The sequence below is a fragment of the Microbispora sp. H13382 genome (genome assembly GCF_014161445.1).
Lineage (GTDB): Bacteria > Actinomycetota > Actinomycetes > Streptosporangiales > Streptosporangiaceae > Microbispora.
On record NZ_JABBXA010000022.1, the window covers coordinates 1 to 22,891 of the forward strand.

At 69.0% G+C, this 22,891-nt stretch carries 13 protein-coding genes; 6 read left to right on the forward strand and 7 right to left on the reverse strand.

Features of this window, described 5'->3' with window-relative positions; all coding sequences use genetic code 11:
• The first annotated feature begins 328 nt into the window (after nt 1–328).
• Nucleotides 329–1,939, forward strand: a complete 1,611-nt coding sequence (locus HHX41_RS32570) for a fatty acyl-CoA synthetase (protein ID WP_182909014.1) — start codon at nt 329–331, stop codon at nt 1,937–1,939.
• 124 nt (nt 1,940–2,063) lie between these two features.
• Here the strand turns inward: HHX41_RS32570 and HHX41_RS32575 are convergent, their stop codons facing one another.
• From HHX41_RS32575 to HHX41_RS32590, 4 genes are all read right to left on the reverse strand, one after another.
• Nucleotides 2,064–2,486 carry a hypothetical protein gene (locus tag HHX41_RS32575; protein ID WP_182909015.1) on the reverse strand — a complete coding sequence of 141 codons (423 nt, stop codon included), beginning with the start codon at nt 2,484–2,486 and terminating at the stop codon, nt 2,064–2,066.
• Nucleotides 2,479–12,465 carry a LamG-like jellyroll fold domain-containing protein gene (locus HHX41_RS32580; RefSeq protein WP_182909016.1) on the reverse strand — a complete coding sequence of 3,329 codons (9,987 nt, stop codon included), beginning with the start codon at nt 12,463–12,465 and terminating at the stop codon, nt 2,479–2,481. Before HHX41_RS32580 ends, HHX41_RS32575 begins: the two co-directional genes overlap by 8 nt.
• A 943-nt stretch (nt 12,466–13,408) precedes the next feature.
• A complete protein-coding gene (locus HHX41_RS32585) occupies nt 13,409–14,056 on the reverse strand; it encodes a protein-L-isoaspartate(D-aspartate) O-methyltransferase (RefSeq protein WP_310742289.1) in 648 nt (215 codons plus the stop codon).
• 172 nt (nt 14,057–14,228) lie between these two features.
• Complete coding sequence (locus tag HHX41_RS32590; RefSeq protein WP_169988712.1) at nt 14,229–14,789, reverse strand: cysteine hydrolase family protein; 561 nt, start codon at nt 14,787–14,789, stop codon at nt 14,229–14,231.
• 122 nt (nt 14,790–14,911) lie between these two features.
• Between HHX41_RS32590 and HHX41_RS32595 the strand changes: the two genes are divergently transcribed.
• A complete protein-coding gene (locus tag HHX41_RS32595; protein WP_169988710.1) occupies nt 14,912–15,340 on the forward strand; it encodes an Rrf2 family transcriptional regulator in 429 nt (142 codons plus the stop codon).
• Nucleotides 15,341–15,413: 73 nt separating this feature from the next.
• On the forward strand, nt 15,414–16,595 hold the full coding sequence (locus tag HHX41_RS32600) for a globin domain-containing protein (RefSeq protein ID WP_182909017.1): 1,182 nt from the start codon (nt 15,414–15,416) through the stop codon (nt 16,593–16,595).
• A gap of 54 nt (nt 16,596–16,649) precedes the next feature.
• On the opposite strand, the gene HHX41_RS32605 is transcribed toward HHX41_RS32600, so the two are convergent.
• Together HHX41_RS32605 and HHX41_RS32610 are read right to left on the reverse strand one after the other, a co-directional pair.
• Nucleotides 16,650–17,459, reverse strand: coding sequence for an SAM-dependent methyltransferase (locus HHX41_RS32605; RefSeq protein WP_182909018.1), 810 nt, complete (start codon nt 17,457–17,459; stop codon nt 16,650–16,652).
• A 125-nt stretch (nt 17,460–17,584) separates the two neighbouring features.
• Entirely contained in the window at nt 17,585–19,057 is a 1,473-nt protein-coding gene (locus HHX41_RS32610) for a GH1 family beta-glucosidase (RefSeq protein ID WP_182909019.1), read from the reverse strand.
• 400 nt (nt 19,058–19,457) lie between these two features.
• On the opposite strand from HHX41_RS32610, the gene HHX41_RS32615 reads away from it, so the two are divergent.
• A complete protein-coding gene (locus HHX41_RS32615; protein WP_220504627.1) occupies nt 19,458–20,471 on the forward strand; it encodes a LacI family DNA-binding transcriptional regulator in 1,014 nt (337 codons plus the stop codon).
• Between the two features lie 293 nt (nt 20,472–20,764).
• Nucleotides 20,765–21,070, forward strand: a complete 306-nt coding sequence (locus HHX41_RS32620; RefSeq protein ID WP_169986819.1) for a DUF6401 family natural product biosynthesis protein — start codon at nt 20,765–20,767, stop codon at nt 21,068–21,070.
• Nucleotides 21,071–21,131: 61 nt separating this feature from the next.
• Here the strand turns inward: HHX41_RS32620 and HHX41_RS41245 are convergent, their stop codons facing one another.
• Nucleotides 21,132–22,217 carry a mechanosensitive ion channel family protein gene (locus tag HHX41_RS41245; RefSeq protein ID WP_310742290.1) on the reverse strand — a complete coding sequence of 362 codons (1,086 nt, stop codon included), beginning with the start codon at nt 22,215–22,217 and terminating at the stop codon, nt 21,132–21,134.
• Between the two features lie 248 nt (nt 22,218–22,465).
• Here HHX41_RS41245 and HHX41_RS32630 point away from each other — a divergent pair, with 248 nt between their 5' ends.
• Entirely contained in the window at nt 22,466–22,891 is a 426-nt protein-coding gene (locus HHX41_RS32630) for a nuclear transport factor 2 family protein (RefSeq protein ID WP_182909022.1), read from the forward strand.

Consider the following 22,891-nt stretch of genomic DNA (forward strand, 5'->3'; position numbering starts at 1 on the left):
GCCCGCGTCGCCCAGCGCATCCTCGCGCTGACCGCCGCCATCTGGCACAACCGCGCCACCAACCAGCCCATCACCCGATCACTGATCGCCTACGACCACTGACCGGGCTTAGGACTTACTCGTCTAGGCTCACCGCGGCACAAAGTCCCGGCCGTCGAGGATGGAGGGCCTTGGGCGGGGCGGGCAGAGCCGAGGCGGGATGGGCAGGGCGGGGCGGGTGGACAGAGCCGGGGTGCTCGGGCAGAGCCGGGGGCGGCCCCTCCCCAAGGCGAGCGCTTCTCACTAGGCTGATCCAGAAGTTTCCTCTGTTCTGGTGTTGGAGCCGCTCATGTCCCCCGCGTCGCCGGATGTCGCCCTCGCTCGCCGCCAGTCGCTCGCGGACCTGCTCCGGCGCTCCGCCCGGCGCCACCCCGGCCGCCTGGCCGTGGCGGACGCGGCCCAATCCCCCACTGCCCAATCCCCGACTGCACCGTCCCGTACGTACGCGGAGCTCGACGAGGACGCGACGCGGGTCGCGGGCGCCCTGGCCGCGCGGGGTGTGCGTCCCGGAGACCGGGTGGCAGTGCTGTCCCGCAACAGCGTGGACTACGTGCGCACGATCTTCGGCGTGGCCCGCGCCGGGGCCGTCCTCGTGCCGGTGAACTTCATGCTCGGGGCCGACGAGATCGCCTACGTGCTGTCCCACTCCGGCGCGGTCGCGCTGATCGCGCAGGACTCCCTGCTGCCCGTGGCGCGGGACGCGGCCAAGCAGGCCGACGGGCTGCGGCTGCGCATGGTGTACGGCACGGCGGACGAGGGCTGGGAGCCGTTCGACTCGCTGCTCACCGAGGAGGCCGCCGAGCCGGTCGTGCCGATCGGGCCGGACGACCCGGCGCAGATCCTCTACACCTCGGGCACGGAGTCACGCCCGAAGGGCGCCGTGCTGTCCCACGCCGCGCTGATCGCGCAGTACGCCAGCTGTGTCATCGACGGCGGCATGAACCGCGACGACGTGGAACTGCACGCGATGCCGCTCTTCCACTGCGCCCAGCAGCACTGCTTCCTGGTGCCGGACATCCAGCTGGGCGCCTCCAGCCACATCCTCCCCGGGGCCGACCCCGCCGCCGTGCTGGAGGCGATCGAGCGTCACGGCGTGACGAAGTTCTTCGCCCCGCCCACGGTGTGGATCTCGCTGCTGCGGCACCCGGACTTCGAGCGGCGCGACCTGTCCTCGCTCCGCAAGGGCTACTACGGCGCGGCGATCATGCCGGTCGAGGTGCTCAGGGAGATCGGCGAGCGGCTGCCGGACGTAAGGTTGTGGAACTTCTACGGCCAGACGGAGATGGCGCCGGTCGCGGTGATGCTGCAGCCGGAGGACCAGATCCGCAAGGCGGGCTCGGCCGGCCAGGCCGCCCTGAACGTCGAGACCAGGGTCGTGGACGCCGACGGCAACGACGTCGCTCCCGGGGAGATCGGTGAGATCGTGCACCGCAGCCCGCACGCGATCCTCGGCTACCTCGACGACCTCGAGAAGACCGCCGAGGCGTTCCGCGGCGGCTGGTTCCACTCCGGGGACCTCGGCGTGATGGACGAGGAGGGCTACCTGACGGTCGTCGACCGGATCAAGGACATGATCAAAACCGGCGGGGAGAACGTCGCCAGCCGCGAGGTCGAGGAAGTGATCTACGAGCACCCGGCGGTAGCGGAGGTGGCCGTCGTCGGGGTCCGCCACCCGAGCTGGATCGAGGCGGTCGTCGCGATCGTGGTGCCCAAGCCGGGCGTGAGCATCACCGAGGAGGAGCTGCGCACCCACGTCCGGGCGCGGCTCGCCGCGTTCAAGGTGCCCAAGGCCGTCGCGTTCGTGGACGCGCTACCGAAGAACCCGAGCGGCAAGATCCTCAAGCGCGAGCTCCGCGACCGCCACGCCGCCCTCGCCGACCGCATCCCCGGCACCCGCTGAAGCAAGCGCACGTAGGCAGCCCTCACCTCACACAGCGAAATGTGTCGCCGCCGACAAATCATACCTAAGGGCCCAGTTTTTCCGTGACCCATCGAGGTCTCAGCCGAGGACGACCAGGGCATATTCAGCCCTCAGGAACCACCTCGACCACCTTTCCAGGAACTCCAGGCTCACTTCTTACCACCGCAATAAGCGTCTGCCCGTCGGCACGTTTCTCAAGAGCAATTTCTCCCAGGTAGCGTCTCGCCTCCTGGCGAGACAGCATCTTCCAGTCATCCAGTTCCATGCGACCAGCGATCTCGACCGCCGAGTCGCCGTTTTCCTCCATCCATATGAGAACCGATGGATCATCCCCAGAGTCGCAGCCCGATACCTCATCCGCAGGATGGGGAACACCTCCACCGAAAGATTTCTGCGTCGCATTCTCGACTATCGAGAAATATCGCTGAGCCGCAGCATTACACTCGCCCGAGCACGCCACGGAGGTGGCAGATATGATCGCTCCACCGAGTAAGACGCCGACGAGTCGATTAAGGTCTCTAGCCACGGTAGACTACCTTCCCTCCGATGACCACGTTACCTCTCACCACCACAGCCAACTGGCCGGCGTTGTACTTGCTGCCGCCCGTATCGATGAGACGATTGACTAGGTCGGGAATGCCCTGCCCAGGCGCCGACAACAAGTAGGTCGCATACAGAGAGCCTTTATTGTTCTCGGCATACTGGAGCGCGATCGCATTGTTGTACCTGTCCCGGACGCTGTCGAGATAATTCTTCCTACCGACTCCCGCTTCGTGAGCTTCGCCGACATCATTGGCAACCACTGGGCCTACCACTATGTACAACGCCGCCATCCAGGCGAAATGACGAATAGCGTTGTGAGCATTACTGTGACCTTTAAGGCCCCGTGTCTGCATCATCGTGTACGCAGATATCGCCGCCACCTGCCCGCAAGCGACCAAACCGTGCTTACTACATACGCCGACAGTACTTAGCCACTGTAGCCAGTCATTATCATCCTCACTGGCGGGAGGTGGCGCAATACCACCCTTCGCGCCCTTCTTTGTATTCCTACATCCTCTACATGCAACTTGTAGCGATTGCGCCCCGCCTCTCCCGCGCACGACTTCCAATTCACCTCCCTCCGCCTGCATTTTCTCGTAGATGTCCTTGAGCAGGGACCAGTTCTTGGCAAGCTGGACATCGCTCTTGTACGGGTTGTACATCACCAAGTACGCTTCCCGAATCTCAGCGGGTTGGTCCCAATAGTCCTTGGGAGCGGGTCTCCCATTCGGCATCACACCGAGTTCCCTGGCTCGTTCGTCCGAGATCTGCGGCTGGCTATCCTTGAACTGAGGTGAGTCCATGTACGAAATCCACCACTGCCAGTGGGAATCTGTTGTGGCGCAGTAGTCGCCGCTGCAGATATAGCCTCCACACGCGTAACCCGCGAGGCAGACCTCCACTTGCTGATGTCCCGTCGGGTCCATGCGGTCGAGAGGGGCTCCGCCCACGTAGGTGTAGCGGTTGGCCTGAATCGACGGGATGGGTTCCAGGTCCCAGGTGTCGCGGCTCGTGAAGGTGCCCGTGCCGGGCTGGTACCAGCGGGCGTGCATGTTGACCTGACCGGTGTCGGCGTCGGCCCACTCGCCCTGGAAGCCGAGTTGGGGCCGGGTGCCAGAGCTCGTGGCGACCTTGCCGAAGGGGTCGTAGGCGGTGGAGCCGGCCAGACCGGTCGCGCCCGCGGCGAAGGCCGCGACGATGTCACCGTGCCGGTCGGCCACCTGGAACTGGGCCTCACCCGTACCGATCTTGGCGGACACGACGTCGCCGAAGGCGCCCCGGCTGTAGGCCTCCAACACCGCTCCGGCGTCGTCGGTGACCGCGACCAGGTCGTTGCTCATGTCGGCGTACACGTACCTGGTCGTGGCGCCGCCCTTGGTGCGGCCGGTCATGCGGTCGAGGGCGTCGTAGGTGTAGTCGGCGTTCCCGTCGCCGACCATCCGGTCGAACGCGTCGAAGGAGAAGGCCCTGACGGTCCCGTCCTTGGTCGCCGACGCCAGCGTGCCGCGCGGGGTGTAGGTGTAGTCGACCCCTGCGCCGGAGGTGAGGCGGTTGCGCTCGTCGTAGGTGAAGGTGTCGTCGCCCGCCCGCGTGCGGTTCCCCGACGCGTCCCACTCGTAGGTGGTCGTGGTCGAGGACGGGTCGGTCCAGGAGGTGAGCCGCCCGGCGAAGTCGTAGGTGTAGCCGTTGCTGCCCGCGCCCGCGGTGCCGGCGGTGACCTTGGAGGTCAGGCGGTCCTCCTTGTCGTACCCGTAGGTGATGGACGCCAGATCCGCGCCGCCACCGGTCTTGAGCACGTCGCTGGTCACCCGGTCCAGGGCGTCGTAGCCGTAGGTGCGCTGCGACCCGCCCTCGCCGTACGACGCCGAGGTGAGCCGGTTGGCCTTGTCGTAGTCGTAGCTGACCGTCACACCGGTGAGCGGATCGACGGTGGTCTTCAGCCGGTCCTTGCCGTCCCAGGTGAAGGTCGTGGTGCCCGCGGCGTCGCCGCGCTGCACCAGGCGGTCATTGGCGTCGTAGGCGAAGGCCGCCTGGTCCACGCCACCCTTCGTGGTCTTGAGGATCTGGCCTCGGTCGTTCAGAGTGAAGGCGAGGTCGCCAGCCGTGACGGTGTGCCCGGCCAGGTCGTAGCCGAAGGTTTTCGGCGCGGTCGGGGCGGAGCCGCCGCCGCTGCCGGCCTGCTGGGCCAGCCGGTTGAGGTTGTCGAAGGTGTTCGTGATGGTGACCCCACCCGGCAGAACCTGCTTCACGGGGTTGCCCGCGGCGTCGTAGCTCGTGGTCCACGTGCGATCGGCGGCGTTCGGATGCTGGGCCGTGGACGGCTCGATCACCGACTCGGCCAGCCCGAGAGCGTTGTAGGTGGTGACGGTGGCGTTGCCCCGCCCGTCGGTGTACCGCGTCCGCGAGCCTACGGCGTCGTAGCCGAACGACGTGGTGATCGAGCCGTCCGCGCTGACGGGCTCGACCATCTTCCTCACGCGGCCCAGCGCGTCGAAGTCGAAGGTGACGGTGTGGCCCTCGGCGTCGGTGCGGCTGATCGGGTTGCCGTCGAGGTCGTAGTCGATCGCGCGGCTGCGGAGGGTCGCCCCGCCGGCGTCCAGGTCCTCGACCATTGTGGGGCGCCCGGCCAGGTCGTAGGCGATGCCGCTGGCGTTGCCGAGCGGGTCGGTGACCTTGGTCTGCCGTCCCGCGAGGTCGAACCCGAAGGTCGTCGCGTCACCCAGTGGGTCCGTCAGTTCCGTGAGCTCACCCGCGGGATTGACGGTCGCGGTGGTGGTGTCACCCCCCGGCCGCTTCTCGGTGAGGAGGTTGCCCGCGTCGTCATAGGTCGAGTACGAGGTCAGCGTGGCCGGAGTGGGCTTGCGCTCGATGACGGTCGAGGTGATCTGGCGGCCCAGATCGTCGTAGGTGGCCTCCTTTCTGGCGCCGGTGGGATCGGTGAGTGACAGCAACTCGCCGTTGAGCGTGTAGGTGTAGTCCGTGTGCCCGGGAGTCGCGCCGCCGGTGGCGGGCGGCTGAGTCACCCGGACGGGCCGTCCGAGGGCGTCGTAGGTGTTGGTGGTGACGTTGCCGCGCGGGTCCGTGATCGTGGTGACCCTGCCGGCGGCATCGTAGGCATACGTGGTGACGGGCGTGATCGCCGTGCCGCCGGGCGGCGTGTACGACGGAGACGTCTGCGAGACTCGCCGGCCCGCCTTGTCGTACACGACCGAGCTCGCCCGCCCCTCAGGGTCGAGGACGACGGTCCGCTCTCCCGCTGTGTTGTAGCCGTACCGGATGACGGGCCGCTGAGTGGACGGGGAGCCCCCCTCCCGCTCGACGGCGACCGCGGGCTGCTTGGTCTCCACGAGCTGGCCCACCACGTCGTAGCGCAGCAGAGTCGTGTGGTCCGATCGGTCGGCGCCGGAGGCGTTGCCGCGCGGTGAGGTGATCTCCGTGACCAGCCCGCGGGCGTCGTACTTCCACGTGGTGACCAGGTCGGCGGTCCCGTTCTCGACGACCTGCTTGACCATGTTGTCCGCGTCGTCGAACTCTGCGGTCACGCTCTCGGTCCGTGAGGTGCCCGCGGCGGTCTTCGTCGTGGAGATGACGTTGTCATTGGCGTCGTAGCCGTAGCCGGTCTTACGGCCCAGTCCTCCAGGGTCCAAAGTCTGGGAGGTGAGCCGGTCGGCGGCGTCGTACGCGTAGTCGGTGCGTGTCTTCCCGCCACCGACGACCTGCCTGGTCCGGTTGCCGGCCGCGTCGTAGGAGTCCTCTTCCAGGACCACGTCCTGACCGCTGGTGGAGCCGTTGAGCCGGGCTCCCTTGGCGATCACCTGCGCCAGACGGTTGTCACCGTAATACGTGAACTCCCTGGTCCGGCCCATGGCGTCGGTCCTGCCGGCCAGCCGGCCGGCCGGGTCGTACGAGAGCGACTCCATGACGACGTCGGCGGCGGCCTGGGGATTCGCCGGGCTTCCGGCCCAGCCGATCAGGGTGGTGGTCGCCAGTTCGTCCCTGGCGGTGTAGCCGTAGTGGTACTCGGCGCCGGATTCGTCGGTGAAACTCACCTTCCGGCCCTTGTGGTCGTAGGCGTAGCGTTGCACACCGCCCTCCGGACCCTCGATGGACGCGATCCGGCCAAAGTCGTCGTAGGTGTAGGTGATCGTGCGATCCGGATCGCCGCCTGTGAGATCCGCGGCGACCTCGGTCAGCCGGTTCCCGTCGGCGTCGTAGGTCGTCCGCTTCTCACCGGTGTGGGTCGCCCCGGTGATCTCGTTCCTGACGCCGGCCTGGGTGGTCCGGACGAGCCGCCCAACCGGATCGTAGCCGTACGTCGTGGTCACACCGTCCGGTACGGCCGGCGAGACCTTCGTGGTGCTCACCGGCCTGCCGATGGCGTCGTAGGCGTAGTTGACCACCAGCGTGGACGCGAATGTGACGCCGGCGAGGTCCCCCGCAGAGGTGTAAGCGAGCGTCGCCTGCTTGCCCCGGCGATCGGTCTGCGTCTTCAGCAGGTCTGCGGGAGTCGTGCCTCCGCCCACGGCAGGCTCGGTGCCGTCGGTGTAGGTCCACCTCGCCGAACGACCGGAGGGGAAGTCGCTCGTCGCCGGACCGGTCTGTCTCACCTTGGCTCCGTACTGGTTGTACTCGACCGTGGTGCGGTAGGTGTCGTCCGTCGCGCTCGAGGACCTCGCGTCGCGATACTCCGTCAACTGGTCGTTGCGGGGGTCGAAGGGGTCGTCCGCGCTCAGGTAGTAGGAGTAGTACTCCGTGAAGCACGTGCCGCTACTGCGGCACGTCTTCCTGGCCACACGGTTACCGCGCGCATCGTACGACATGTCGGTTGCGTTGCCGTTCGGGTCGGTGACCTTCGCGGGGAATCCGCCGACGTCGTAGGCGTACCTCGTGGTCTTGCCCAGCTGGTCGGTGGCGGAGACGACCTGATATCCGCGCAGAGCATTGGTGACGTAGGTCAGCGTGCCGTTGTGCGGGTCGGTCACGGTCGCCGTGGCCGAGATCTGGGTGGTCGAGTCCTTGGTGTAAATCAGGTCCGACAGCTTCCAGGTGCCGCCGTCGTCGTCGGTGTGCGTGGTGAGCCGGCCGCCGTCGGCGTTGTAGGTGTTCTCCGCGTGGACGCGTCCCGACGGCTGGGTCTCCTTGGTCAGCAGCGGATGGGCCAGCCGCGCGGCGTAGTGGGTGCGGACGGTGCCGAGCCCGAGGGGCCTGTTGTAGACCGCGACCTCGTCGATGCTGCCGGCGAATGGGAAGGCGGTGAACGACCCCGTGGTGAACGGCCAGCTCGGGCCGCCGAACCCGGCACCGATGCGGGTGTCCCACATCTCGTAGCTGCCGGTGTGCGTGATCTTGCCGGCCAGCCCGCCGACCGGCTGGCCGTCCAGGAACAGGGTCTGGATGTCCTCGGCGCCGGAGAGCACCACGTGGTGCCAGTTCCCGTCGTTCACCTTGCCGGGGCTGGTAATCGGGGCGATCGTTCCATTCCAGAACTGGCCGCGGAGTTTGCCGTCCGTCCCGACGTAGACGCCCAGACCGTAGGAGTCCGGATCGTCCTCGTAGGAACTCTGGTAGCCGAGGATCGTGCCCGAGCTGGTGGTCTTGAACCAGGCTTCGACGGAGAGGCTGCCGCCGAGCCCGCTGACGGTCGCCTCAGGCAGTGACACGTAGGCCGAGCCCGCGGTGCCCGCGAAGGTCATGGCCGTGTCCGGCGTGCCGGCCAGTGCTCCCGCGACGCCCGCTGTCGCGTTCGCGGTGGTGCCTCTGAGCACGCCGTCGCTCGCGCCGAAGTCCAGCCCGGCGGAGTTGGGCACCTTGCTCCGCAACGCCGTCGCGGTGCCGCCGAGGCGCCAGTAGCCGACGGGCATGGCATCGAGGACGACGCTTCGGTAGCCGGATGCGTCGGTGTAGGTGTAGGTGGTGCAGGCGCCATCGGCCGCCGGGGGGCATGCCTTGACCAGCTTGTCGCCGTCGTACTCGTAGATCCAGGTGATCGGAGCGCCGTCGACGGGGTCGGTGGCGACGCTGGTCACGTGCCCGCCGGTCCAGCCGAAGGTGAGCGAACGTCCACCGGTCGCGGTGACCTTCAGCAGCTTGCCGTCCGTGCCGTACACCAAGTCCTGTGTGCGGTCCCGTCTGTCGCTGACCTTGGTCAGGCGACCGGAGGTGTCGAACCAGTAGGAGGTGGCCGACCGGTCCATCAGCCGCCAGCCGCCGTCGTCCAGGCTGACCAGGGTCGCGAAGGTGCCCGGCGGGGAGGCGTAGGTGCCGTCGCCCTTGGACGCGAAGCGCTGCTGGGTACCGTCGGGGTAGGTGATCAGCACGGTGGCGGGGGGCGTGATCGTCTTGATGGCGGCCAGCCCTTGGATCTCGGCCGACGACAGCGCCTTCTGGAACATCCGGAGGTCGTCGATGGCGCCCTTGACGTCGCTGCCGAGCACCGTCGTGCCGGTCGCGTTCCAGCCGGCGGAGACGCCGGTGACCGTCTTCATCAGGTCGCCGTTGAGGTAGAGGGAGATCGAGCCTGCGGCCTTGTCGTACACGCCGGCGACGTGGAACCACTGTCCGACTGGCGCGTCCACTCCCGACAGCACGGTCGTGCTGGCGGAACCGGCGGTGTCGGATGCGTAGGTGGCGAACTTGAGCTGCCCGGTGGCCTGGTCGACGCCCAGGTAGTACGGCGCTCCGTTGTCGCCGTTCTGCCGGGACACCTGGTAGGAGCCCGACCGGTCGTTCAGCTTGAGCCAGGACGCGACCGTGTAGCTGTCGTCGGTGCGCAGCACCGGCCCGGGTGCGGTGGCCACCGCTCCACCCGACTTGGCGACGGCACCGCCGATCTTCCCCTGGACCGGGGACGTGCCCGCAGACAGCGCGGCGTTGAATCTCCGGCCGGACGCGTCCGCCGCGAACACACTGCCCAGCAGGTCGCCCAGACGCCAGTGCCCGACCATGGACGGATAGCTGATCGCCTGCCCCTCGTCCTGGATCCGCATGTCCCATCGCGTGGACCAGCCGGAACCGAACGCCCCGTCCGAACGCGGATCAAGGCTGTTGTAGGAGCGGGTGACGGCCAGCGGCGGGCCGGGAGCGGCGACGGACAGATCGGTGACCGATCGCGTGTAGTCGCCGTTCACGTAGTTGAACTCCCGGCCCTCGGTGCCGGTCACGAGCAGGGAGTTGACGGTGCCCTGTTCGGGGGCGGTGGTGAAGCTCATCCACGGGGAGGTCACGGTTACGGTGCTCGTGGCGGCCTTGGCATACCACCAGTAGGTCTTGCCCCACTGCAGTTTGTCCTTCGGGACGGTGAACGTCCCGTTCTTGCTCCAATCCCACGAGCTCTCACACCACGTCCAGTGGTCCTTGGTCCCCGAGCAGATCTGGAACCAGTAGGTCACCTTGGCCTCGACCGGCGACTGCGCGTGCGCGGACAAGGTCGGACGCAACGTGCTCACCTGCGTGTTGTCCGCAGGAGAGAAGGTCTGGAACGGCAGGCCCGCGACGGTCGCCCTCTGCCATTCCGACCACGGGCCGTTCACTCCGCTCGTGGTGACGCCGCGCACTCGCCAGCGGATCCGCCAGCCGTCGGTGAGCTTTCCGGCCGGGATGACCGTCCACGCGTTCGAGCCGGACGGGTACGCGGTGGTACCGGTTCCGGCCCAGATCTGACCTGATCCTTGGTCGGTCGCCTCAGGGTCGTGCTCGACCTCGACCCCGAGATAGGAGCTGCGTCCCTGTGCGTCCGTCACCTTCGCGAACAGCCACGGAGTGAGTGACTGAGCCGTCCAGGACCAGACGCCCGCCGTTCCGGGAGTGATCCCCACCGCAGCCACAGCCGGTCTGTCGACGCTCACGTTGGCGGTCTGCCAGTCCGACCACGGACCTGCCACCCCGGTCGTCGTCACGCCCCGGACCCGCCAGCGCACGCGCCAGCCGTCGGTGAGCTTGCCCGTGGGCACCTGCACCCAGGCGTTGGATCCGGATGCGTACGACTTGGTCCCGGTCCCCGACCAGATCAGTCCGCTCCCCTGGTCCGGCGCCGACGGATCGTGCTCGATCTCCGCGCCGAGGTAGGAGGCGACGCCGCTCTCGGTGGTCACCTTCGTGTACAGCCACGGCGTGGACGAGGCCAGGACCCAGAAGTCGTCCGCGGTCTTGGTTCCCGGGACCACGCCGAGGCCGGTCCCGGCAGGCTTGTTGACGTCGATCTTCGCGATCTGCCATTCCGACCACGGCCCGTTGATCCCCGTCGTCGTCACACCGCGGACACGCCAGCGCACCAGCCAGCCATCGGTCAGCTTCCCCGTGGGCATCGACACCGAGGCGTACGAACTGCTCGAGGACGTCGCCGTCGTGCCTTTGCCCGACCAGATCAGACCCGACCCCTGGTCCGGCACCGACGGATCATGCTCGACCTCCGCCCCGAGGTAGGCGTTAGGCCCGAGACCGAGAATGGAGTTGTAGTTGATCTTCGCCGAGAAGCTCTGCGTCAGCGTCCACATCGTCCACAGGCCGCCGCTCTGGCTCCCCTGCACCCCGATGTCGGACACCAACGGCTTGGTGACGTCCACCTTCGCGGTCTGCCAGTCCGACCACGGGCCGGCCAGACCCTTGGTGGTCACGCCGCGAACTCGCCAGCGCACCACCCAGTCATCATTCAGCTTGTCTTTCGGCACCGTCACCGACGCGTACGGATCGCTCGAGGACGTGGCCGTCGTGCCCGTACCCGACCAGATCAGACCCGACCCCTGGTCAGGCACCGATGGATCGTGCTCCACCTCCGCCCGGAGATAGGAGTTCGATCCGAGGTCCATGTAGGTGGTGGACGTGATCTTCGCCCGGAAATCCGGGGTCGACGTCCACATGGTCCACAGCCCTGTGTTCCTCATCCCCGTGGTCGTCGTGACGTCCGAAACCGCGGGCTTGGTGATGTCGATCTTGGAGGTCTGCCAGTCCGACCACGGTCCGATCAGGCCGTTCGTCGTCACACCGCGGACACGCCACCGCACCATCCAGCCGTCGGTCAGCTTGCCCGCCGGCATCTTGACGTAGGCGGTGGAGGTGGACGAGGACGTCGGCGTCGTGCCCGTACCCGACCAGATCAGACCGGAGCCCTGGTCAGGCACGGACGGGTCGTGCTCCACCTCCGCACTCAGATACGAGTACCGAGAGTCCACTCGGTCGCTGATGTTCGCCTCGAATTGCGGCGTCAGCGACCACAAGGTCCACAGACCCGAGCTCTGTGTCCCCTCCACCGACAGGCCCGACACGGTGGGCTTGAAGATGTCCACCTTGGCCGACTGCCAGTCGGACCACGGCCCGGACACACCCGTGGTCGTCACGGCCCGGACCCGCCACCGCACCAACCAGCCATCGGTCAGCTTGTTTCTCGGCACGGTCACCGACGCGTACGGGCTGCCGGAAGATGTCGGCGTCGTGCCCGTACCCGACCAGATCAGACCCGACCCCTGAGCCGGCGCCGACGGGTCGTGCTCCACCTCGGCACTCAGATAGGAGTAGCGGAAGTAGACCGGGTCGGTGACCTTCGCCCGGAAGTCCGGCGTGAGCGACGTCAGCGTCCACGTACCCGCACCCGGCATGCCGTTCGTCGACAGCTCCGACACCCCGGGCTTGGAAACGTCGATTTTCGCCGGCTGCCAGTCCGACCACGCCCCTTCCACACCGCTCGTGGTGACGCCACGGACCCGCCAGCGCACCAGCCAACCGTCCGTCAGCTTTCCGGAGGGCACGCTGACGGAGGCGAACGACCCGGACGACGCCGAGGTCGTCCCCTTGCCCGAAGCGATCAGACCAGAGCCCTGGGCGGGCACCGAGGGATCATGCTCGACCTCGTACGCCAGGTAGGACGACCGGTACAAGGGGTCGGTGACCTTCGCCTGGAAATACGGCGTCAGCGACGACAACGTCCACCCGTCCGAACCCTGGGTTCCCAAGGCCGAAAGGGATGACACGGAGGGAGCGTCGCCCTCCGCCATCCTGGGTACGAGCTTCGACGATACGCCGGCCGACGTCGCGGAAGACGTCTCCCGATTCACGACATGTTCCGGTGCGTTCAAGGCCGCGGCCCTGGCGGGACCCACCCGCCTCATCGACAGGCCCTGCCCCTGAACGGCCTGCGGAGGGGCCACCTCCTCGGGCTTCGGCTCCCTGAACTCGGCCGGTAGCGGCGGCGGAGACTTCAAACCGCCCTTTGCCGGCTCGTCAGACGGCGTGCGTGGCTTGTCCAGCGGAAGCCCGCCCTCCGGTCGCTTCCCATCGTCGCTCGGGCGCGGGCCGGGAATCCGCAGGTCTCGCGGTTGGGTGGCCGAGGCGTCGACCAGGTGCGGCAGTCCCTGCGCCGAACCCGACTGCTGCACCGGCGGGGCGTTGGACGAGCCGGATGTGACATTCGGCAGGTTCAGCACGACGCGCGGCGCGGACGCCGGGGCCGGATATGCGGGAAGTTGCAACGTTCCAGGCAGAAGCGCGATAACCGCCACAGTCGTGACACGCAGCACCCACCGAGCTGGGCCCATTTTGCCCAGGCCAAATCCACCCCGTCGCACCCCGTACACCCCTCCGTCAGCACGCAGCAGGCCGCGCGCGACGCTCGCGTGAAGCGGAGCTTCAGGAGAGGCTCGGCGACACTGGAACGATCTTCGGCAAAGTGATCACACGGTATCGACAGACGATCATCACGTAAAGAGGAGATAAGTGCTGATATTCCGCATTACCGGAATTGGGTGAAGCGAGGGCGAAGACGAGCCGTCCCTCTAACCTCACCACCTGCGACTTCGAAGCCTCCGCGGGCCTTGGTCACGTGTTGCAGCACCACACTTACTGCGCAAAAGATCGATCTAGATGACCGAAACTCACATGGATAACGTCCTAATCCCCTGGCTCGGGACCACAGGGTCAGGACGGGTAGCCGTAGCGGCCGTGGAGGCGGACGAAGCGGGCCAGCGTGAGGACCTGCCGGGGCTCCAGGCCGATGACGGTGCGCTCGAACAGCACGACCTCCTCCCGGCCGCCGGTGCCGATCGGCTGCACCAGCCGGCCGCCGAGCCGCAACTGCTCGACCAGCGGCGCGGGCACCGTGGGAAAGGCCGCCGAGACGATGACGGCGTCGTAGGGGGCGTGATCGGGCACCCCCTGGCCGCCGTCGCCGACGAGCACCTCCGCGTTGCGGATGCCCTGCCGGGCGAGGTTGCGCCGCGCCGCGCGCACGAGGTCGGGCCACAGGTCGACGCTGACCACGTCGGCGGCGAGACGGGCGAGCAGCGCGGTCTGGTAGCCGAGGCCGCTGCCGACCTCCAGCACGTGCTCCCGGCCGGTGAGTCCCAGCCCCTCAATCATGTTCGCGGACAGCGACGGCTGGGTGGTCACCTGCCCGTGCGCGATGGGGATCGGCACGTCCTCGTACGCGTGGGCGACGTGTTCGGCGGGGACGAAACCGGCTCTCGGGGTCGAGCGCACGGCCTGGAGCAGGCGCTCGTCACGGACGCCGGCCGCCCGGACGGCCCGGACGAGGTCTTCGGGACAGGCGGCTGCGGTCACGTCCACCACGCTCACGATCGACAGCGAGCGGCGCCGTCCCCACCCGCGGCCCGCTCACCCGGGGTGATGCCCCCTCAGCCGCGCCGGAATCCGGAGGGCACCCTCCTGGTTGCCGGTGAACCACGCGGGAGCCGTCCCCGCGTCACATCCGGTCAGCCGGGCCCGCGAGCGCGGAGTCTCAGCCCGCGGCGAAGGTCACCTCCGCCGTGCCGACGGTCCCGGCGCGGCGGCCGGGGGCGCTCTGCCACTGCCAGTAGAGGTTGGTGTGCGCGATCACCTGCTCCGGAGCCGGCGCACCGTAGGCCGTGAGGTCCTCGGTGGTGTGCGCGTCGCCGACCAGCGTCACGTCGTATCCGCGGGCGAAGGCCCCGTGGAGGGTCGAGCGGATGCACGCGTCGGTCTGGGCGCCCGTGACGACGAGCCGGCCCACCCCGCGCTCGGCGAGCAGCGCCTCCAGCTCGGTGTCCTCGAACGAGTCGCCGTACCTCTTGTGGACGAGCGGCTCCGCGTCGCGGCGGACCAGCTCCGGCACGTACTGCCAGTTCTCGCTGTCCCGCTTGAGATCGTGGTCGTCCGAGTGCTGCACCCAGATCACCGGCACGTCCTCCGCGCGCGCCTTGCCGACCAGGGTGTCGATGTTCGCGATCACCGTGTCGCGGTTGGGGGCGCCTGCCACCACGCCGTTCTGCACGTCGATGACCAGCAGCGCGGTGTTCGGGCGACCAGCCAGGGTCGTCATGGGTTCCCCCTTCTCGTCACGGATCCTGTCGCGCCCAACCCTAGATCGCGGCACCGACAACTTCAGGCCGTCCCGTGCACCCCAAATTGGAGTGCTGGATACCGATTTGCTAGCGTCGAGACGTGCGGTTGACGAAGTTCACGGACCTGGCCCTGCGCGTCACGATGCGCTTGGCGGTCCTGGAGCCCGGGGCGTCGCTCACCACCCGCCAGGTGGCCGAGGCGATGGCGATCCCCTACAACCACACCGCCAAGGCCATCGCCCGCCTGCAGCACCTCGGCGTCGTGGAGGCCCGCCGGGGCCGCGGGGGTGGTCTGGAGCTGACCGGATTCGGCCGTACGGCGTCGATCGGCTGGCTGGTCCGCGAACTGGAGGGAGAGGGGGAGGTCGTCACCTGCGAGGGGGAGACCCCTTGCCCGCTGCGGGCCGCCTGCAGCCTGCGCGCCGCACTGCGCTCGGCACAGCAGGCCTTCTACGCCTCCCTCGATCCGATCACCGTGGATCAACTGGTCTCCTCGTCATCGAGACCGGTGCTGCTCACTCTCACCTGACCTGCGCGAACAGGAAGATACGGCAGGTCCATGGCGCTTAATTTGCATCTTGGATACCAATTTGGAGGAAGCCATGCTCTCCCCTGAGTCGGCCGCGACCGTCCGCGCCACCCTGCCCGTGATCGCGGGCGCGATCCAGGACATCACCGCCCGCTTCTACGACACGATGTTCGCGGACAACCCGGAGCTGCTGCGCGACCTGTTCAACCGGGGCAACCAGGCCAACGGCGAGCAGCGCGTCGCGCTGGCGGGCTCGATCGCCGCGTTCGCGACCATGCTGGTGGAGCGCCCCGGTCAGCTTCCCGGAACGATGCTGTCCAGGATCGCCAACAAGCACGCCTCCCTCGGCGTCACCGAGGAGCAGTACGCCGTGGTGCACAAGTACCTGTTCGGCGCCATCGGCGAGGTGCTGGGCGACGCCGTCACGCCCGAGGTCGCCCAGGCGTGGGACGAGGTCTACTGGCTCATGGCCGAGACGCTGATCGGCCTGGAGCGCGACCTCTACCGCGAGGCGGGCCGGGGCTGGACGCGGGCCACGGTGGTCGAGCGGCGCGACGAGACGGCGGACACGGTCTCCTTCCTCCTGCGCCCGGACCTGCCGATGCCCTTCCTCCCGGGTCAGTACGTCAGCGTCCAGGTGACGCTGCCCGACGGCGCGCGGCAGATCCGGCAGTACAGCCTGTCGAACTCCCCGGCGAGGGGCGACTGGCGGATCACCGTCAAGCGAGTGCACGGCGAGGGCGCCCCCGAGGGCGAGGTCTCCACCTGGCTGCACGAGCGTGTCCGGCCCGGTGACGTGCTCGCGGTCTCCGCGCCCTTCGGCGACCTGACCCTGCCCGAGGGCGACGGCCCGCTGCTGCTCGCCTCGGCGGGGATCGGGGTCACCCCCATCCTGTCGATGCTCGGCCACCTCGTCGCCACCGGGTCGGAGCGGCGGGTCGTGGTCGTGCACGCCGACCGCTCCCCGGACGCCCACGTCCACCGCGAGGAGCTCGCGGACCTGGTGGCGGCGCTGCCCGGCGCCACCCTGCACCGGTGGTACGAGGACCTCGACCCAGGGCACGCGGGTGACGCGGAGCACGCGGGCCTGGCCGACCTGTCGGCGATCGACCTGCCCCGGGACGTCGTGGCCTGCCTGTGCGGGCCGCTGCCGTTCATGCGGGCGGTACGCGCGCAGTTGGTCGAGCGCGGCGTGCCCGCCTCCGGCATCCACTACGAGGTGTTCGGCCCCGACCTGTGGATCGCGGCCGCGTGATCCGGTGACCGGCCCGCCGCTCTCAAGCGGCGGGCCGGCTCGTCGAAGACCCCGTCAGCGCAGCAGGCCGACGCCGGCGTAGCCGTCGACCCCGGGGATCCTCGGCAGCTTCGGCTCGTCGGGCTCGGGCCGCCACTCCTCGGTCACGACCAGACCCGGCTCCACCAGGTCGAACCCGTCGAAGAACCGCAGCAGTTCGGCGTGGGTCCGCGGGGTGACCGCCCCGGCGGAGGTGCCCTTGTACAGCTCGCGTCCCTCGCGGATCTTCTCCTCGTCGAGGTCGCCGTACGACAGGTGGCTGATGGCCATCGCACTGCCGGGGGCGAGCCGCTCGCGCAGTGTGCCGACGATGCGCTCGGCGTCCTCGGTGCCGGGGATGAAGTGCAGCACGGCCACCATGAGAAGGCCCACCGGCTTGCCGAAATCGATGTGCTCGTTGATCCGGGGATCGCCGAGGATGGCCTCGGGCTCGCGCAGGTCGCCGTCCACGACGATCGTCTGGGCGTTGTCGGCCAGCAGGGCCCTGCCGTGGGCGAGCACGATCGGGTCGTTGTCGACGTAGACGACGCGCGAGTCGGGGGCCTCGCCGAGCGCGACCTGGTGGACGTTCTCCTGCGTCGGCAGCCCGGCGCCGATGTCGAGGAACTGACGGATGCCCGCCCGGGCCATGAGGGTCACCGCACGGCGGATGAAGCGCCTGTTGGTGCGCACGCCCTCTCGCGCGTTAGGGGTCAGCTCGATGAGCTTCTCGGCCGCGGCCCGGTCGACGGCGAAGTTGTCCTTGCCACCGAGGAGATAGTCGTAGATCCGGGCGACGCTGGGGACCGTCACGTCGATTCCCGGCGGGCCCTGCTCCTTGTTCATTAGTCCTGCCCTGATGCGCTCGTACGTTGATCACAACGTAGCTGATTAATCAGGATTCGGCGCATCAAAAGGGGAATTGACCGGCACACACCAGGGCGCGGCCGGCCAATCCGGGCAGGTGTCTCTCAGTCCCCTACCGGGCGCTCACCCCTGGGGGTGCCGGCGACCAGGATGTCGACCGGGGCGGTGGTCGCGGGGCGGGCGGTGACGGGCGCGGTGACGACCGGGTCGGTGATGAAGTCCCGCATCCAGTGGAAGCTGGCCTTCGGCGTGCGCACCTGGGTGTCGTAGTCCACGTGCACGATGCCGAACCTGGCGGAGTAGCCCCGGGCCCACTCGAAGTTGTCCATCAGCGACCAGCAGAAGTAACCCCGCACGTCCGCGCCCGCCTCCATCGCGTCACGGGTCGCGGCCAGGTGGTCGCGCAGATAGTCGATGCGCCCGTCGTCCTCCAGCGCGCCGTCGTCGCCGTACCCGTTCTCGGTGATGTAGACCGGCGGCAGGTCCGGGTAGCGGGAGGTCAGCCCGACCAGCGTCTCGTACAGCCCCTCGGGCTCCACCACCCAGCCGAGCCCGCTGGTGCGCGCGTGCTCCGGCGTGACGGTGCGCACGCCCAGGTCGAACGCCGTGCGCCGGGCGGGGTCGGGCTCGTCGTACGGCGCGGCCTCTACGTGCAGCCGGTAGTAGTAGTTCACTCCGAGGAAGTCCACCGGCCTGCCGATGATCTCCAGGTCGCCGTCCCGGCGGAAGGACAAGTCGCTGATCCGGCCGAACGTCTCGGCCATGTCGGCGGCGTAGGCCCCGCCGAAGAGCGGTTCGGTGAACTGCCGGTTGACCAGCAGGTCCATCCGCCGTGCGGCCTGGAGGTCCTGCGGCGAGGAGGTCACCGGCACCGTGGGCGACATGTTGAGCGTCACCCCGATCTGCTGACCGGGCCTGGCCATCTCCCGCAGGCGGGTGACGGCCAGGCCGTGCCCCAGCAGCAGGTGGTGGGCCGCGGCCAGCGCGCCCTCCCCCTCCTTGGCTCCGGGCGCGTGGCGGCCCTCGCCGTAGCCGACGATCGACGAGCAGTACGGCTCGTTGAGGGTGATCCAGTTCGAGACCGACTCGCCGAGGGCCTCGTACATGACCTCGGCGTAGTCGGCGAAACGCTCGGCGGTGCCGCGGACCCGCCAGCCCCCGCGGTCCTCCAGCGCCTGTGGCAGGTCCCAGTGGTACAAAGTCACGTACGGCTCGATGCCGCCCTCGCGCAGGGCGTCCACGAGCCGGCGGTAGAAGTCCAGCCCGCGCCGGTTCACCGGCCCGCGGCCGTCGGGCAGCACCCGCGGCCAGGCAACGGAAAATCGGTAGGCCCCCGCCCCCAGGTCTTTCATGAGATCGACATCCTCTTGCCAGCGGTGATAGTGGTCGCAGGCGAACTCACCCGACTCGCCCCGTGCCACCGCGCCGGGCACCCGGCAGAAGGTGTCCCAGATCGAGGGCCCCCGGCCGTCGGTGTCGACGGCCCCCTCGATCTGGTACGCCGCGGTGGCCGTGCCCCACACGAAGCCCGCGGGAAAGACCCGCGGCATGGCAGGGCGTTCGTCGGTCGCCGTCATTCCCTGTTCGCTCCAGGTTCCGTGCCCGCTCCGGTGAACAGCCCGGACACGGCGGCCGGCCGTGTGGGCGATGGGACCGTTCCCCCGGCAGCCACGGGACCCGCCGAGCCGTACGGCGGGCACACACGCGGGCAGACGGGGTTCCGCAGCGAACACCTGAACCCCCTCGCAGGAGGAAGGGAAGCGGCTGCGAGACGTGACAGCGGCCGAGCCCGTGGCAACGAGAAAGCGCCGGCCGATGCTTGCAATCACACATAAAAGAAGGGGACGCTGTCAAGTCACGAAAACGTGACGGAGGGAAATTCTGCTTACTGGTTGACGAGCCGCCCGATGGTTGCGTATTTTCGGGGAAACCGGTTGCATGAAACCGGTTACAGCGAGATGCGATAGCGTTTGGTCCGTGGCAACGATCAGAGAGCTGGCGCGCCTGTGCGGCGTGTCTCCCGCGACTGTCTCCCGCGTGTTCAACAACCCCAAGGTGGTGAACGCGAAGACCAGGGAGCAGGTCCTGCGGACGGCGCGCCAGATCGGCTACCTGCCCAACGAGTCGGCCCGCACGCTGGCCACCAAGAAGTCCTTCATGGTCGGCCTCGTGTGGGACACCGACCACCGCCGCCCCGGCTGGCGGCACCCGTTCTTCCAGGAAATTCTCATCGGCCTGAAGACCGCGCTCAGCGGCCGCGGCTACCACCTGCTCATGCTGGCCACGAGCGGGGAGCCGACCGAGGACGCCTACGTACGCGCCGTGCGCAGGCACAACCTCGACGGCGTTGTGATGATCGACAGTGGCACCTGGGACCCCTCACTGCGGCAACTGGCCGAGTCGGGCATCCCCTGCGTCAGCCTCGACCGTCCCGTGCAGGGCCCCCGCGCCACGTACGTCACCTCGGACAACGTCGGCGGCGCCCACCTGGCCGTACGGCACCTGCACGAGCAGGGACGCCGGGCCATCGCCACGATCACGGGCCCGGCGCACACGCGGCCGGGCGCCGAGCGCCTGCAGGGCTACCAGGACGAGCTGGCCCGGCTGGGGCTGCCGCGCCGGCCCGAGTTCGTGGTCGAGGGCGACTTCTACCTGTCGGGCGGCCACGCCGCGATGCGCCGCCTGCTGGAGGCCGACGACCGGCCCGACGCCGTGTTCGTCGCGGGCGACGAGATGGCCGTCGGCGCACTGGTCGCGATCGGCGAGGCCGGCCTGAAGGTGCCCGAGGACATCGCCCTGGTCGGGTTCGACGACATCGAGGTGGCCGCGCTCGTGCCACCGGGCCTGACGACCGTCGCCCAGGACAAGGACGGGTTCGGCACCGCCGCCGCGGAGGCGGTCGTCTCCATGATCAACGGCGCGGACGCCCCGCCGCCCCGGATTCTGCCGGCCACACTCGTCGTGCGCGGCTCCAGCACGCCTCCGCTCTGAAACCTGGCTTCTTCACGCATGCTCAGGAATCGCGGCGAGGCCGGTCACCCCGTCGGAGACAACCCCGCCCCTCACCGCGGTCCGCGTCCGGGCCGGTCACCGCGCCGGAAGAAGCCCCGGTCCTCGCGAAGCCCGCTCCGCTGGGCCTTCGCCGCGGTCCTCGCTCCCTTCCGGCCCGCTCCCTCCCAGCCCGGCTGAAACCTGTGTGGACAGCGTGCATTCTGGAGCGCTTTGCTCCCGGAGGCGCTTATCGTGATGAGGCATCCATCGCTTTGATCCTCCGGGGGACTTCTGTGTCCGAGCAGTCCTGGCCTGCCCGCATCCGTACCGAGTTCGCGCAGCGCGTGCTGGATTTGCGGCACCAGCACCCCGGGATCCTCGCCTCGCTGGACCAGCACATGGCCGCCGTCAGGCACGCCATCGCGGAGCTGGGCGAGCGCGTGGGGCCCGCCTCTCTGGTCGCCTACCTGATCGGCTACTGGGACGGCGCGCGGGAGAAGGGCTGGCTGGCGCCGGGACCGGACCAGCCGCTCGACTTCGCCGCCCTGCGCATGACCGCCGTCTGCCTGATGCTCGACGCCGCGGCCGAACCGGCCTGACGACGCGGCGGCGGGGCGCCCCTCCCCGTGGAGGGACGCCCCGCGACGAACGGCGACGCGCTCACCCGCGCGGCGACGGAGGCTCCTCCGGAGGATTCGTCCAGGAGGAGGTGGGCCGCGCCTCGCCCGGCGCGTCCTGCGGCATCGGGGCGCCCTGCGTTCCGGGAACCCCCTGAGAGCCCGCCTGCGCCCCCGGTGAGACCGCGCTCCCCGGTGAAACCGTGCCGGCCGGAGGAACCGTGCCGGCCGGAGGAACAGGGGTCGTCGGTGCGCCCGGGGCGGCCGGCGGAGTGCTCTCGGGATACGCGGGCCGGGGCGCCTGCGCGCCCTCGGCGCTCGGCGCGGCTCCGGCGTTCGGCGCACTCCCGGCGTTCGGCGCGGCACCCTGCGGGTACGCGGCCGGGGCCGGCTGGGCGAAGGCCCCCACCCGCTGCTCGGTCCGCGGCACGGTGACCGTCTCCATCGCGTCGGCACGGCCCCGGCTGTAGGCCGCGGCCTGGGCGCGGATGGTGTCGGTCTCGGCCTCCGCGCGGTTCAGCCAGCGCTCCCAGCGCTGCTGCATGGGCCGGACCAGGCCCCCGCCGACGCCGACGATGAGGATGCCGGCCACGGCGGCCAGGAAGGCGATCAGCACCGGGGTCGTGACGGTGGTCGCGACCTCGATCTGGTTGAGCGCGGCGATGACGCCGAGGCCGATGATGAACACCGACGCGATCGTGGCCAGCGCCCGGCCATAGGACAGGGAGCCCAGAGCGGCGGTGACGATGTCCTTGACCGCCCTGGCGATGGCGGTGGCGACCACGATGATGACGATCGCCACGGCGGCCTTGGGCAGCCACGCCACCACTCCGGCGAGCAGCTCGCTGACGGGGTTGGGCCCGAAGACGGAGAAGGCGATCTGCAGCGTGACCAGCAGGACCGCGTAGTAGACCAGTTTCGCGAGCAGGCCGGACGCGTCGTACCTGCTGCGCGCCAGCACCCGCCCCACACTGCCGCGCTCGACCCACCGGTCGAACCCGACGCGTTCGAGAACGGCGTCGACGGCCTTCCGCAGTGCCTTGGCGATCAGCCAGCCCACGGCGAGGACGACGACGAATGCGAGGAACTTGGGGACGAACGTGGCGACCGACGACCATGCGTCAGCCACTCCTCTTCCCCAGTCGACCGGAGCGGCCATGGGTCCTCCTGTTCAGAGCCTTCCGCGACGTACGACGCCCACGGCTACCCGGTGATCGGCGTCTCATACCGGACGCGTGTCCGGCCCGGCACGCGAAGCGACGCTCCGCCCCGGCAGAGGCGCACGTCAGCCCCGCCGTAGGCACCCGGAGAAAAATCGGGAATCCGTCGCTTCCGTATGCTGTACGGTATTGCGTACGACAAGAGAGGGGCCTGTTCGTGTACGAGCCGAGCGACGAGGAACTGCAGAGCGTCGAGGACTGGTTCTCCCAGTACGACGCGCTCGCCGAGCAGGGGGAGATCGAGAAGCTGGCCGACCTGGCGGTCTTCCCGATGAACCTGGTCACCGACGTGCCGGGCGGCTTCGCCGCGGTGCGGCAGTGGACGCGCGAGGAGTACGTCGAGGCGATGAAGGAGGCCATGGGCGGCGGAACGGCGGGGCTCGGGCTCGAGTCGGTGCGGACGCCGCGTTTCCTCAGCCCCAACCTCGTCTTCGTGGAGACCACGGCGACGATGACGGTCGAGGGCCGGAGGGAGAGCATGCACTACGGCGACCTGCTGGTGCGCACCGAGGAGGGGTGGGCGTTCCAGACGATGGCACAGGGCGGCTGGGGCCACGGCTGGCCGCCCGCCGAGCGCGGCTGA